Annotated in this window: 9 protein-coding genes; all 9 read right to left on the reverse strand. The window is 62.9% G+C overall.

Annotation, left to right across the window (positions count from 1 at the left end):
* Positions 1–35: 35 nt before the first annotated feature.
* A complete protein-coding gene (gene acs / locus APH27_RS05705; RefSeq protein ID WP_027917676.1) occupies positions 36–1,970 on the reverse strand; it encodes an acetate--CoA ligase in 1,935 nt (644 codons plus the stop codon).
* Positions 1,971–2,207: 237 nt separating this feature from the next.
* A complete protein-coding gene (gene pgi, locus APH27_RS05710; RefSeq protein ID WP_060484230.1) occupies positions 2,208–3,872 on the reverse strand; it encodes a glucose-6-phosphate isomerase in 1,665 nt (554 codons plus the stop codon).
* Between the two features lie 146 nt (positions 3,873–4,018).
* The gene (gene panC / locus APH27_RS05715; RefSeq protein WP_027917674.1) at positions 4,019–4,882 is read right to left on the reverse strand and encodes a pantoate--beta-alanine ligase; all 864 of its coding nucleotides are present in this window, start codon (positions 4,880–4,882) and stop codon (positions 4,019–4,021) included.
* Entirely contained in the window at positions 4,879–5,679 is an 801-nt protein-coding gene (gene panB / locus APH27_RS05720; protein ID WP_027917673.1) for a 3-methyl-2-oxobutanoate hydroxymethyltransferase, read from the reverse strand. Before panB ends, panC begins: the two co-directional genes overlap by 4 nt.
* A 262-nt stretch (positions 5,680–5,941) precedes the next feature.
* Complete coding sequence (gene folK / locus APH27_RS05725; RefSeq protein ID WP_060484231.1) at positions 5,942–6,421, reverse strand: 2-amino-4-hydroxy-6-hydroxymethyldihydropteridine diphosphokinase; 480 nt, start codon at positions 6,419–6,421, stop codon at positions 5,942–5,944.
* On the reverse strand, positions 6,418–7,809 hold the full coding sequence (locus tag APH27_RS05730) for a polynucleotide adenylyltransferase PcnB (protein ID WP_060484232.1): 1,392 nt from the start codon (positions 7,807–7,809) through the stop codon (positions 6,418–6,420). Before APH27_RS05730 ends, folK begins: the two co-directional genes overlap by 4 nt.
* Before the next feature lie 949 nt (positions 7,810–8,758).
* Positions 8,759–10,204, reverse strand: a complete 1,446-nt coding sequence (locus tag APH27_RS05735) for a sigma-54 dependent transcriptional regulator (protein WP_060484233.1) — start codon at positions 10,202–10,204, stop codon at positions 8,759–8,761.
* A 4-nt stretch (positions 10,205–10,208) separates the two neighbouring features.
* Entirely contained in the window at positions 10,209–13,184 is a 2,976-nt protein-coding gene (locus tag APH27_RS05740) for a sensor histidine kinase (protein ID WP_027917669.1), read from the reverse strand.
* Complete coding sequence (locus tag APH27_RS26315; protein ID WP_003250005.1) at positions 13,168–13,344, reverse strand: hypothetical protein; 177 nt, start codon at positions 13,342–13,344, stop codon at positions 13,168–13,170. Before APH27_RS26315 ends, APH27_RS05740 begins: the two co-directional genes overlap by 17 nt.
* Positions 13,345–13,477 lie beyond the last annotated feature (133 nt).

Raw genomic sequence — 13,477 nt, forward strand, 5'->3', positions numbered from 1 at the left:
TGTGCTTCAGGACGGCCATGGCAAGTGGCCGCCCGTTATTGATTGAGGCGTTTGTCGATCAGGCCCTGCACCACGCTTGGGTCGGCCAGGGTCGAGGTGTCGCCGAGGTTGTCCAGTTCGTTGCAGGCAATCTTGCGCAGTATACGCCGCATGATCTTGCCCGAGCGGGTCTTGGGCAAGGCGGGTGCCCACTGGATCAGTTCCGGCTTGGCAAAGCTGCCGATCTCCTTGCTGACCAGTGTCAGCAGCTCGGCCTTGAGTGCATCGTCAGGGGTAATACCGTTCATGGTGGTGACGAAGGCATACACGCCTTGGCCCTTGAGGTCATGGGGGTAGCCGACCACGGCGGCCTCGGCGACGCTGTCGTGCAGCACCAGCGCGCTTTCTACCTCGGCAGTGCCGATGCGGTGGCCGGAGACGTTGATCACATCATCGATGCGGCCGGTGATCCAGTAATCGCCGTCGGCATCGCGGCGGGCGCCGTCACCGGTGAAGTAGTAACCGGGCATGGGCTTGAAGTAGGTATCGACCATACGCTGGTGGTCGCCATAGACGCTGCGGATCTGCCCGGGCCAGCTGGCCTTGATCACCAGCAGACCGGCGCCCGGGCCCTCGATCAGTTTGCCTTTGTCGTCCAGCAGCACCGGCTGCACGCCGAACATTGGCTGTGTGGCGCAGCCGGGCTTGAGCCTTTGGGCTCCTGGTAGCGGCGTGAGCATGATGCCGCCGGTTTCGGTCTGCCACCAGGTGTCGACGATTGGGCAGCGCTTTTGCCCAACCTCTTCGAAGTACCACTCCCAGGCTTCGGGGTTGATCGGTTCGCCAACGCTGCCGAGCAGGCGCAGGCTTTCGCGCGAGGTGCTCTGCAGCGGTGCCGAACCCTCACGCATCAATGCGCGCAGCGCGGTGGGCGCGGTGTAGAAGATGTTCACCTGGTGTTTGTCCACCACCTGCCAGAAGCGCGAAGTGTCCGGGTAGTTGGGTACGCCTTCGAACATCAGCGAAATCGCACCGTTGGCCAGCGGCCCGTAAACGATGTAGCTGTGGCCCGTGACCCAGCCGACGTCGGCCGTGCACCAGAACACCTCGCCGTCGCGGTAGTCGAACACCACCTTGAAGGTCATCGTCGCCTGCAGCAGGTAGCCACCGGTGGTATGCAGCACGCCCTTGGGCTTGCCGGTGCTGCCGGAGGTATACAGGATGAACAACGGGTCTTCAGCATCCATCGGCGCTGGTGGGCAATCGTCACCGGCCTTGTCGGTCGCTTCGTGGTACCAGAGGTCGCGACCCTGGCTCCAGGCCACATCGCCACCGGTGCGACGCACCACGAACACGCTGCTGACTGCAGGGCAGCTGGCCAGGGCCTTGTCGACGTTCTGCTTGAGGGGGATGCGCTTGCCACCCCGCACACCTTCATCGGCGGTGATCACGGTGCGGCAGTCAGCGTCGAGAATGCGGTCGCGCAGGGCATCTGGGGAGAAGCCGCCGAACACCACCGAGTGGATGGCGCCGATGCGTGTGCAGGCGAGCATGGCGTAAGCGGCTTCGGGAATCATCGGCATGTAGATGCACACTCGGTCGCCTTTGTTCACGCCGCGTGCCTTCAGGGCATTGGCCAGGCGGCAGACCTGACGGTGCAGTTCGCGGTAGGTGATGGCCTTGGAATCCTTGGGGTCGTCGCCTTCCCACAGCAGTGCGGTTTGTCCGCCGCGCTGGGCCAGGTGACGATCAATGCAGTTGTAGCTGACGTTCAGTTGGCCACCGTCGAACCAGCGGGCCTTGCCGGTCTTCAGGTCACATTGCTGGACGCTCGACCAGGGTTTGATCCAGTTGAGGCGTTTGGCCTGTTCTGCCCAGAAGGTGTCGGGGTCATCGACCGACTGGCGGTAGAGGCGCTGGTAGTCGTCGGGGGAGAGGCTGGCGGCCTGGCTGACGGCCAGGGCCTGGGGATACTGCCTGATATCGAACATGGCGGTGGTCCTGCTCTTGTGAGGGGCGAGGGACAGCAGCGGCTATTCGATGGACAGTGTAGTCAGCGGGGATGTTCCTTGAAGGCTGGTGCTGAGGTTGTAGGAGCGGCCTTGTGTCGCGAAAGGGCTGCGAAGCAGCCCCAGATCCTAGAGTAAAAGCATGAATGGCCGGGGCCGCTCTGCGGCCCTTTCGCGACACCAGGCCGCTCCCACAAAGAGCAGCCTGGTGAGCGCGGGTCAACCGCGGTGACGACCGCGGAAGTAATTGATCAGGCCCTGGGTGGAGCCATCTTCGGCGCTGTCTTCCAGGCTGCCGACCAAGCGCTGGTAAACGCCCTTGCCCAGTTCCTTGCCCAGTTCCACGCCCCACTGGTCGAAGGCATTGATGCCCCAGATCACGCTTTGCACGAACACCTTGTGCTCGTACATCGCCACCAGTGCGCCCAGGCGACGCGGGCTGATACGCTCGACCACCAGAGTGTTGCTCGGGCGGTTGCCCGGGATCACCTTGTGCGGCGCGAGCTTTTCGATGTCCGCTTCGTTCAGGCCCTTTTGGCGCAATTCGGCCTCGGCTTCCTCACGGGTCTTGCCGAGCATCAGCGCCTGGCTTTGCGACAGGCAGTTGGCGTACAGCCACTGATGGTGGTCGGCCACCGGGTTGAAGCTGACCACTGGCACGATGAAGTCGGCCGGGATCAGCTGGGTGCCCTGGTGCAGCAACTGGTGATAGGCATGCTGGCCGTTGCAGCCGACGCCGCCCCAGATCACCGGGCCGGTATCGGTTTTGACCGGGGTGCCATCTTGCAGCACGCTCTTGCCGTTGGACTCCATATCCAGCTGTTGCAGGTGCTTGGTGATGTTGCGCAGGTAATGGTCATACGGCAGGATCGCGTGGCTGCTCGCGCCCCAGAAGTTGCCGTACCAGACACCCAGCAGGGCCAGCAGCACCGGCATGTTCTTGTCGAACGGTGCGGTCTGGAAGTGCTGGTCCATGGTGTAGGCACCCGACAGCAACTCCTTGAAGTTGGCGGTGCCAATGGCCAAGGCGATTGGCAGGCCGATGGCCGACCACAGCGAGTAGCGCCCGCCTACCCAGTCCCACATCGGGAAGATGTTCTCTTCACGAATGCCGAATGCCACGGCGGCGGCCTTGTTGCTGGATACTGCGATGAAGTGGCGATACAGCTCTGCTTCCGTGCCGCCTTGGGCCAGGTACCAGGTGCGCGCGGCCATGGCGTTCTTCAGCGTCTCGAGGGTGTTGAACGACTTCGACGAGACGATGAACAGCGTGGTTTCGGCGCGCAGGTTGGCCGACAGCTCATGGAATTCACTGCCGTCGATATTGGCCAGGTAATGGCAGCGCACGCCGCGCTGGGCATAAGGCAACAGAGCTTCGGAAACCAGCTCGGGGCCGAGGAACGAGCCGCCGATGCCAATGTTGACCACATCGGTGATCGGCTTTTCGCTGTAGCCACGCCACAAGCCGTCATGAATGCGGCCGACCAGCTCGGTGATCTGGTTGAGTACCTTGTGCACTTCCGGCATCACGTTGACGCCGTTGACGCTGAGCTTGTCGCCTACCGGGCGGCGCAGCGCGGTGTGCAGCACCGGGCGGCCTTCGGAGGCGTTGATGATCTCGCCGCTGAACATCGACTTGATCGCATCCTGCAGGCCGACTTGTTCCGCCAGGTTCACCAGCAGGTCGCGGGTTTCGTCGGTGATCAGGTTTTTCGAATAGTCGAGGAACAACCCGCAGCTGCTGAGGGAGAATTGGTCGAAGCGCTTGGCATCGGCGGCAAAGGCTTCGCGCATGCTGAAGCTTTGCATGGCGTCGCGGTGTTTCTGCAGGTCCTGCCAGGCGGGCAGGGCCGTCACATCGTGGGGGGTTCGGTAATACGCCATTGCGCGGAATTCCTTGATGCGTGGTGAGCCTTGGACAGGGCAGTCATTGCCGGGTTCAGACTGGCCATCATTATAGGCAAAGGCCACGCGCAGGGAATGGGTATGGCAGGGGATTTTGGGAGGGGCGCTGGGCGCGCCCCAAGCCATTATGCGGTTTTCTCGTCCAGATGCAGGTAAAGGTTGTCGATAAGGCGAGTGTTACCCAGGTATGCCGCTACGAGAATCACCAGGTCCCGGTCGCCGAATGTTGCCGGGCGCAGGTTCACTGCATGACGCACTTCCAGGTAGTCCGGGCGCAGCCCGGCAGCGATCAGATCCGCCTTGCCTTGCTCGAGCAGCGCCGCGAAATCTGCCTGGCCACGGCCAAGCGCTTCACCGATCTGCTTCAAGGTGCGATACACCACGGGTGCGGTGCTGCGTTGTTCAGGCGTCAGGTATCCGTTGCGCGAAGACAGCGCCAGGCCATCTTCGGCGCGCACGGTCGGCTCACCGATGATCTGGATCGGCATGTTCAGGTCGCGCACCATGGCACGGATCACTGCCAGCTGCTGGTAGTCCTTCTCGCCAAACACGGCCAGGTCTGGCTGGACCATGTTGAACAGCTTGCTGACCACGGTCGCCACGCCTTCGAAATGCCCAGGGCGGCTGGCACCGCACAGGCCCTCGGAGAGGCTGGGCACGCTGACGCGGGTTTGCACGGCCATGCCGTCGGGGTACATCTCTTCGACAGTGGGCGCGAACAGCAGGTGGCAGCCCGCATCGAGCAGGCGCTGCTGGTCGGCAGCGAGGGTGCGCGGGTATTTGTCGAGGTCTTCGTTGGCACCGAACTGCAGCGGGTTGACGAAGATGCTGGCGACCACGAAATCGGCACGTTGGGCGGCCTTGGTCACCAGCGCGGCATGGCCGCTGTGCAGGTTGCCCATGGTCGGCACGAAGGCGATTCGCTTGCCTTCGCTGCGGGCGCGGGCGACGGCGGCACGCAGTTCGCGGACGGTCTTGACTGTGTTCATGCGCTGAATCCGTGCTCGGCTGCAGGGAAGGTAACGTCCTTGACGGCCTTCACGTAGGCGGTGAGGGCGCTCTGGATGTCAGGCTGGCCATCCATGAAGTTCTTGACGAACTTTGGCACCCGACCACTGAGTGACAGGCCGAGCATGTCGTGCAGCACCAGCACTTGGCCGTCGGTGGCGCTACCGGCGCCGATGCCGATCACCGGAATGCCCACTGCCTGGGTGATTTCCGCCGCCAACTCGCTGGGTACGCACTCCAGCAGCAGCATCGCCGCGCCGGCTTGTTCCAGGGCAATGGCGTCGGCACGCATCTGCCGCGCCTGCGCTTCCTGGCGGCCCTGGACCTTGTAACCGCCCAGCACGTTGACGGTCTGCGGGGTCAGGCCCATGTGCGCACACACCGGTACGCCGCGTTCGGCCAGCAGGCGAATGGTTTCGGCCAGCCAGGCGGCGCCTTCAAGCTTGATCATGTGGGCGCCGGCTTGCATCAGCGTGGCGCAGTTGGCGAAGGCCTGCTCGGGCGTGGCGTGGGCCATGAACGGCAGGTCGGCGAGGATCAGCGCGCCATCGTTGCCGCGTTTGACACAGGCGGTGTGGTAGGCCATTTCGGCAGTGGTGACGGGCAGCGTGCTGTCATGGCCCTGCAGGACCATGCCCAGGGAGTCGCCCACCAGCAACACGTCGACGCCGGCCTGGCTGCAGGCCTTGGCGAAGGTCGCATCGTAGCAGGTCAGCATGGTGATCTTTTCACCCTTGGCCTTGAGGCCATGCAGGGTGGTCAGGGTTACTTCAGGCATGTAGGAAAATCCTCGTTCAGGCGCTGTGAAAAACGACTGCATACAACGCGTGTAGTCATCTTCCGGAGCGGCACATCATCGCGCGTGATGTTCGGGCACAGGTCCGTCCGGGCCTAAATACGGGTATGCGGCACTTTGGTGCCACACGGGACGCCTATAGTCGTGAGCGAGGTGGGGGAAGTCAATCACCCTGTTACCGCATTGTTACTAACAGGGTGTTACTGGCGTTACCGTGTTCTGCTGAATGTCTCAAACGCCCGGTTTACAGGCGTTCCAGGCCGACGAACGGGCAAGCTTCGAGCAGTTGGGCGAGCGCACGGCCATCGGCCAGGCAGAAGTCGCCCGCTACCAGTTCGGCCAAGGGGTACAGCACGAAGGGGCGTGCGTGCATGTGGTAGTGCGGTACCTGCAGGCGTGGCACGTCGATTACCTGGTCACCGAACAGCAGGATATCCAGGTCGAGGGTGCGCGGGCCCCAGCGTTCCTTGCGCACGCGGCCATGGCCGTTCTCGATGGCCTGCAGGGCGTCGAGCAGGTCCAGTGGCGCCAATGTGGTGTCTAGGGCGGCCACGGCGTTGGTGTAGCGCGGTTGACCGGGCAGCAGCGAATCGCTGGTGTACAGGGCCGAAGCCGCCACCAGGCGGCTGCCATCAACCTGGTCAAGCGCCTGCATGGCGCTGCGCAACTGCTCGGCAGGTGCGTCCAGGTTGCTGCCCAGGCCAATGTAGGCGCGCGTGGTCACTCGAACGCCTCGTCACCACCGCTGCGTTTGCGCTTGCTGCCGCTGCGCTTGCGTTTGCGCGGGCCGGCAGCCGTGCCTTCGTCACGGCTGCCGAGTTCGCGGATCATCTCGCGACGCTCGCTGTCGTTGGCATCCTGGTAATCGGTCCACCACTGGCCGAGGTCATCGGTTTCCTCGCCAGCGCTTTCGCGCAGCAGCAGGAAGTCGTAGCCGGCGCGGAAGCGCGGGTTGTCGAGCAGTAGGTCAGCGCGTTTGCCGCTGCGGCGCGGCAGGCGTTCCTGCATGTCCCAGATCTCGCGGATCGGCAGGGTGAAGCGCTTGGGAATGGCGATACGAGCGCATTGCTCGGCGATCAGGTCGTGGGCTGCACCGTTCATGGCCGGAATCGGCGGCACACCCTGGTTCTGCAGATGCAGCACGCGGCTTGGCAGGGCAGGCCAGAGCAGCGCGGCGAACAAGAAGGCCGGGGTTACCGGCTTGCCTTGCTTGACGCGCAGGTCGGTGTTGTTCAGCGCCTGGCTGATCAGGGTATGGGTGTAGGTCGGGCGCTCGTCCAGGGCATGGGCACTGGCCGGGAACAGCGGCTCGAACAACTCCAGGTCGACCAGCATTTCGAAGGCGATTGCACCCTGGCCGGAGAGGAACAGCTTGAGGCATTCCTCGAACAGGCGCGCTGGTGGGATCTCGCGCAGCAACGGGGCCAGTTTGCGGATCGGCTGGAAGGTGTGCTTCTCGATGCCGAAGTCGAGCTTGGCGGCGAAACGCACAGCACGCAGCATGCGCACTGGGTCTTCCTGGTAGCGGTGGGTCGGGTCGCCGATCAGGCGCAACAGGCGGTTGCGCACATCGTGCACGCCGTTTGCGTAGTCGAGGATGCGCTCGCTGACCGGGTCGTAGTAGAGGGCGTTGATGGTGAAGTCGCGGCGTTGCGCGTCTTCTTCCAGGGTGCCGTACACGTTGTCACGCAGGATGCGACCACTGGCGTTGTGCGACGAACGGTGGCTGTCGCCCTGGTCGTCTTCCGAGTGGGGGGCGCGGAAGGTAGCGACTTCGATGATCTCACGGCCGAAATGCACGTGGACCAGCTTGAAGCGCCGGCCAATGATGCGCGCGTTGCGAAACTCGGCACGCACTTGCTCGGGCGTGGCGCTGGTGGCGACGTCGAAGTCCTTGGGCGTGATGCCCAGCATCAGGTCGCGGACGCAGCCACCGACCAGGTATGCCTGGTAGCCCGCACTCTGCAGGCGCTCGACGATGTTCACCGCGTGGCGGCTGAACTGGTGGCGCTGCAGCGAGTGTTGGCTCTTGTTGATCACCTCGGGCGTGGTGCGCCGGTGGTGCTGGCCCGGTACGGGAGGGCGGAAAGACTGGAACAGCTTCTTCAGCATGGGATGCACTGTTTGAAGGAATGATCGGCCAAGAATAGGAGAATGGCCGCATGATGGGCGGGGATTCTAGCATTTACTCAGGGAATGGTGTAGGCGTTGGCAGGAAGGGCTGCCAGAAGGGGAGAAACGACAAGGGGAGCCTAAGCTCCCCAAGAAGTCGTTGCGTGCTCTTATTGTTTTTTTACTGGGCTTCTTGTTTTTGTTGAGTGCCCTGTCCACAAATCTCGAAGCTTGTGGACGACCCCCAATCCAGGGGTAAAGAGCAAACGGATTGCTTTGGCCGCTGATGTCACGTTGATCCTTCGATCCAACCAGTTCAGGCGCTGCTTTTAAGTGCAGTTTTTGTTGTTCTCTGCCTGGTCGTGGGGCAAGCCCCAAACACGCATCCTCTCCAAAAGAATCAGTTAGCTGCGCCTCCGCCGTCTTGTTTTTATTGTGCGTGAGCCGTTTCGTCTTGTTCTTATTCTGAGTTGCTGTGCTTGTTATTGTTCTTGTACCAGACATATAGCAGGTGCCGTGCCAACTTTTCGAAACCCAATGAAATCAAGGGGTTGGCGGAAATTTGCGGTTGGCGGCGGGCTGAAAATGTAGATTTTTCGTTACCGTACGCCTCGGGAACTGTTACGGCGCAACGATTGGGTAACAGATTTGTGCGGGAACTGAGGTGTTACCGAGGTAGGCCCGCCGTGAGACGTTCAGCGCCTATGAGATCGAGCGCCGCCCGCGCGGCGCATCGCGGATGAATCCGCTCCTACAGCTGTTGCAACGTACCGAACCTGTAACGTAATGGTTGCCAGCCTTGGCGCGTGACTTGTGCCCAACAAACAAGGCTGACAATCATGGCCTGTCAGACATGGCCACGTTGCAACAAATGTGGGAGCGGATTCATCCGCGATGCGCCGCGCGGGCGGCGCTCGGTCTCACAGGCGCTGAAACGCTCGCGACATACTCAGTTATCGCTGGTGGCGTTGCTCTTGCGCCGCGGGATGCCCAGGCGCTGGCGCCGTTCCCACAGACACTTGCGGCTGACACCCAGCTTGCGTGCCAGCTCGGTCTCGGTCATGTGGTCCTGGTGCTCGAGCACGAAATGCTGGAAATAATCCTCCAGCGACAGGTCTTCGGTCGGTTCGTGGCTGGCACTGCTGGCGCTGGCCGCGACCAGGGCATTGTCGAGGATGTCATCCTCTTCGAGGTCACTGAGTTCGATGTCGATGCCCAGCATGTCGGCGGAAATTTCCGCGCTCTCGCTGAGGATCACCGCGCGCTCCACGGCGTTTTCCAGTTCGCGCACGTTACCCGGCCAGCTGTAATGACGAATGGCTTGCTCGGCCTCGGCCGAGAAGTGCAGGTCGTCACGGCCGATACGTGCGCTCTGGCGGGCGAGGAAGGCGTTGGCGATCTCGTTGACGTCACTGCCGCGCTCGCGCAGGGCTGGCAGCTTCAAGGCGATCACGTGCAGGCGGTAATAAAGGTCTTCGCGGAACTGCCCGGCCTTGGCCAGGTTCTTCAGGTCGCGGTGAGTCGCGGCGATCAGGCGCACGTCGACTTTTTGCGACTGCACCGACCCGACCCGACGGATTTCACCTTCCTGCAGCACCCGCAGCAGGCGGGCCTGGGCTTCCAGCGGCAATTCACCGATTTCATCGAGGAACAGAGTGCCGCCATCGGCGGCTTCCACCAGGCCAGCGCGGCCGGCACTGGCGCCGGTGAATGCGCCTTTTTCGTGGCCGAACAGTTCCGACTCGATCAGGGTTTCCGGAATGGCCGCGCAGTTCACCGAGATCATCGGCGCCTTGGCGCGCCGCGACAGGTTGTGCAGGGCGCGGGCGACCAGCTCTTTACCGGTGCCCGACTCACCCTGGATCAGCACGTTGGAGTCGGTAGGCGCAACTTTGCGGATCTTGCTGTACATATCCTGCATCGGCGGGCAAGAACCGATGATGCCGATCTCGCCATTGGCGGCTGCGGCACCTTTGTCGGATGGCGCGGCCTTGCCGTTGGCCCGCGGCTCGGCGGCCGGGGCCGGCGCGGCTGCCGGTGCGTTCTGCCGGTCACGCAGGATGCGTGCCACGGCCTGGAGCATTTCATCGTGGTCGAAAGGCTTGGCGATGTAGTCCACCGCGCCCATCTTCATCGAGTCCACCGCCGAGCGCAGGCTGGCGTAGCTGGTCATGATCAGCACCGGGGTGCCCTGGCCGAGCTTGATCAGCTCGGTGCCTGGGGCGCCTGGCAGGCGCAGGTCGCTGACGATCAGGTCGAAGGTAGCAATGCTGAAGCGTTCCTGGGCTTCCTGCACCGAGCCGGCTTCGCTGACCTGGTACTGGTTCCGTTCGAGCAGCCGGCGCAGGGCCGAGCGGATGATGGTTTCGTCTTCGACGATCAGAATGTGCGGCATTGATTCAATTCTCTCGACGGTCTCGAATTTCAGGGGACGTCGCTACGACATGCCGGGGCAGGGTCACGCGGATCCGGGTGCCACGTTGCCGTTCGATGTCGGCCGGGCTGTCGATGGTGATTTGCCCATAATGCTCTTCCACGATGGAATAGACCAGAGCGAGCCCCAGTCCGGTTCCCTCGCCCGGGTCCTTGGTGGTGAAGAACGGTTCGAACAGGCGGTCCATGATGTTTTTCGGAATACCGCTGCCCTCGTCCTCGACGATCAGGTCGACGGTGTGTTCGCTGACTTCGCTGCGTACCCGCACGGCGCTGCCGGGAGGCGAGGCGTCACGGGCGTTGGAGAGCAGGTTGATCAGCACCTGGGCGAGGCGCTGCGGGTCCCCTTCGGCCCAGTGGTCCGGGTCGCAGAGATTGAAGAACTGTACTTCGAAGTTGCGCCGGTTCAATGCCAGCAGACCGATGGCATCCTGCGCCACCTCGGCCAGGCAGACTGGCTCTTCGCTGTTCTGGTGGCTGCCGCCAGCGTGGGCGAAGCTCATCAGCGACTGGACGATGCGCGAGACGCGCTTGGTCTGTTCGAGGATCTGGCTGGACAGCTCGATGATTTCGCCATCGCCTTCGCGCTCTTCGCGCAAGTTTTGCGCCAGGCAGGCGATGCCGGTGATCGGGTTGCCGATTTCGTGGGCCACACCTGCAGCCAGGCGGCCGATGCTGGCCAGGCGCTCGGAGTGCACCAACTTGTCTTCCAGGGCCTGGGTTTCGGTAAGGTCTTCCACCAGCAGCACCAGGCCGCTGTTGCCCGGTGCCAGGGGCTCATCGATGGCTGCCTTGTGCAGGTTCAGCCAGCGCGGCTGGCCGTCCAGCGCCAGGCGCTGCTTGTGCAGGTGTTCGTCGGGCACGTTGATGAAGCCTTGCAGCAGGCCGCGCCAAGGTTCGCCGATGGTCACCAGGCGTGAGCCGACCACGTGCTTGGCGGCGATGCCGGTCAACTCTTCCATGGCCTTGTTCCACATCAGGATTTCCTGGTCCTTGGCCAGCGAGCAGACGCCCATGGGCAGTTCCTGCAGGGTCTGGCGGTGGTAGCGACGCAGGGCGTCAAGCTCGGCAGCCAGGCCGGTGAGGCGCGAGTGGTAGTCTTCCAGGCGGCTTTCGATGAAGTGGATGTCCTCGGTGACGTAGTTTTCGTTACCCGATTTGTAGGGCAGGAACGTCTCGACCATGTCCTGGGCCACGCTCGGCCCCATCAGGCCGGAAAGGTTGGCCTCGATACGGTCACGCAAGCGGCGCAAGGCATAGGGGCGGCGCTCGTCGAACGGCAGGTAGAGGTCACGCAGGGCCTGTTCGACTTCTTTCTGCGCGGCCTTGGCACCCAGGGGTTTAGCCAACTGTGTGGCGAACTCCTGCGGCGATGCGGCATGCAACTCGCGGCGCTGCGGGCGGCGTACGTTGTCCACGGCGCAGGCTTCCGCGGCGCTGACCTCTTCGGTGCTGGCATTGGTGAACAGCGAAATCAGCGTGAACAGCAGGACGTTGGCCGCCAGCGAAGCGATGGCCGCCATGTGCCAACTGGTGTCGTCGAGTACATAGATCATGTCCAGCAGCGGAATGTAGAAACCCTGCAGGTTGCCCAACAGCGGCAGCAGCATGGTCACCATCCACACCAGGGTCCCTGCCAGCAGCCCAGCGATGAAACCGCGGCGGTTGGCGGTCGGCCAGTACAGCACCGACAACACGCCCGGCAGGAACTGCAAGGTGGCGACGAAGGCGACGATACCCAGGTTGGCCAGGCTCTGGTGGTTGTTCTGGGTCAGGTAGAAGACGAACCCGGCAGTGATGATGGCGACGATCAGCGCCCGGCGGGTCCATTTCAGCCACCGGTAGATATTGCCTTCGGCCGGTGGTTGGTACAGCGGCAGCACCAGGTGGTTGAGGGCCATGCCCGACAACGCAAGGGTCGTGACGATGATCAGCCCGCTGGCGGACGCAAGCCCGCCAACGTAGGCCAGCAAGGCTAGCGCCTGATTGTTGGCGGCGATCCCCAGGCCCAGGGTGAAGTACTCGGGGTTGGTGCTGGCGCCCAGACGCAGGCCGGCCCACAGCACCAGCGGCACAGCCAGGCTCATCAGCAGCAGGAACAGCGGCAGGCCCCAGCTGGCGCTGACCAGCGAGCGTGGGTTGAGGTTTTCGGTGAAGGCCATGTGGTACATGTGCGGCATGACGATGGCCGAGGCGAAGAACACCAGCAGCAGGGTGCGCCATGGGCCTTCCTGCAGCGGCGTGTGCAATGCTGCCAGGGCGGTCTGGTTCTGCAGCAACCACACTTCCAGCTCGTGGGGACCACCGAACACACCGTACAACGCGTAGAGGCCGACGCCGCCCAGGGCCAGCAGCTTGATAACCGACTCGAAGGCGATGGCGAACACCAGGCCTTCGTGCTTCTCGCGCGTGGCGATGTGGCGCGAACCGAAGAAGATGGTGAACAGGATGATCAGGGTGCAGAAGGCGAACGCCACCCGTGCCTTGACCGGCTCGCCGGTGAGGATGCTGATCGAGTCGGCCACCGCCTGGATCTGCAAGGCCAGCAGCGGCAGCACGCCGATCAGCATGATGATCGTGGTCAGCGCGCCGGCCCAGGTGCTGCGAAAGCGGAACGCCAGCAGGTCGGCCAGCGACGACAGCTGGTAGGTGCGAGTGATCTTGAGGATCGGATACAGCAGCACCGGCGCCAGCAGGAATGCACCGGACACCCCCAGGTAACAGGCAAGGAAGCCGTAGCCATATTGGTAAGCCAGGCCCACCGAACCATAAAAGGCCCAGGCACTGGCGTAGACGCCCAGCGACAAGGTGTAGGTCAGCGGGTGGCGAATGATCGAACGCGGGATCAGCCCGCGCTCACTGATCCAGGCCACGCCGAACAGCACCATCAGGTACGCGGCGCTGATCAGGATCATCTGGGTCAGGCTAAAGCTCATCGGCATCTCGTTGGCTCTGCAGGATGAAGGTGACGACGATCAGGATCAGCCAGAGCAGGTAGGGGCGGTACCAGGCACCGGTCGGTTCGATCCACCAGTCCATGATGGCCGGGGAGAACAGGTAGATCCCCACGACCAGAAGCAGGACCAAACGATAGATGTACATGCTGGCCTCGATGGTTGGGCGCTGCGGGCTTGGAGTTATTATTGGCGCAATTGACTGTGGCGATGCTAGCGGTAATCGGTGGGGTTCGCCAAGGGTTTGAATTTATTGGGCTTTTGTTTTTGAGGGGAGGTTG

The organism is Pseudomonas sp. NBRC 111123 (assembly GCF_001320205.1).
GTDB classification, from domain to species: Bacteria; Pseudomonadota; Gammaproteobacteria; order Pseudomonadales; family Pseudomonadaceae; genus Aquipseudomonas; species Aquipseudomonas putida_J.

Coding starts and splice junctions, on each gene's coding strand:
- acs (WP_027917676.1), bottom strand. CDS start 1,970: ATGTTCGATATCAGGCAGTATCCCCAGGCCCTGGCCGTCAGCCAGGCC.
- pgi (WP_060484230.1), bottom strand. CDS start 3,872: ATGGCGTATTACCGAACCCCCCACGATGTGACGGCCCTGCCCGCCTGG.
- panC (WP_027917674.1), bottom strand. CDS start 4,882: ATGAACACAGTCAAGACCGTCCGCGAACTGCGTGCCGCCGTCGCCCGC.
- panB (WP_027917673.1), bottom strand. CDS start 5,679: ATGCCTGAAGTAACCCTGACCACCCTGCATGGCCTCAAGGCCAAGGGT.
- APH27_RS05730 (WP_060484232.1), bottom strand. CDS start 7,809: ATGCTGAAGAAGCTGTTCCAGTCTTTCCGCCCTCCCGTACCGGGCCAG.
- APH27_RS05735 (WP_060484233.1), bottom strand. CDS start 10,204: ATGCCGCACATTCTGATCGTCGAAGACGAAACCATCATCCGCTCGGCC.
- APH27_RS05740 (WP_027917669.1), bottom strand. CDS start 13,184: ATGCCGATGAGCTTTAGCCTGACCCAGATGATCCTGATCAGCGCCGCG.
- APH27_RS26315 (WP_003250005.1), bottom strand. CDS start 13,344: ATGTACATCTATCGTTTGGTCCTGCTTCTGGTCGTGGGGATCTACCTG.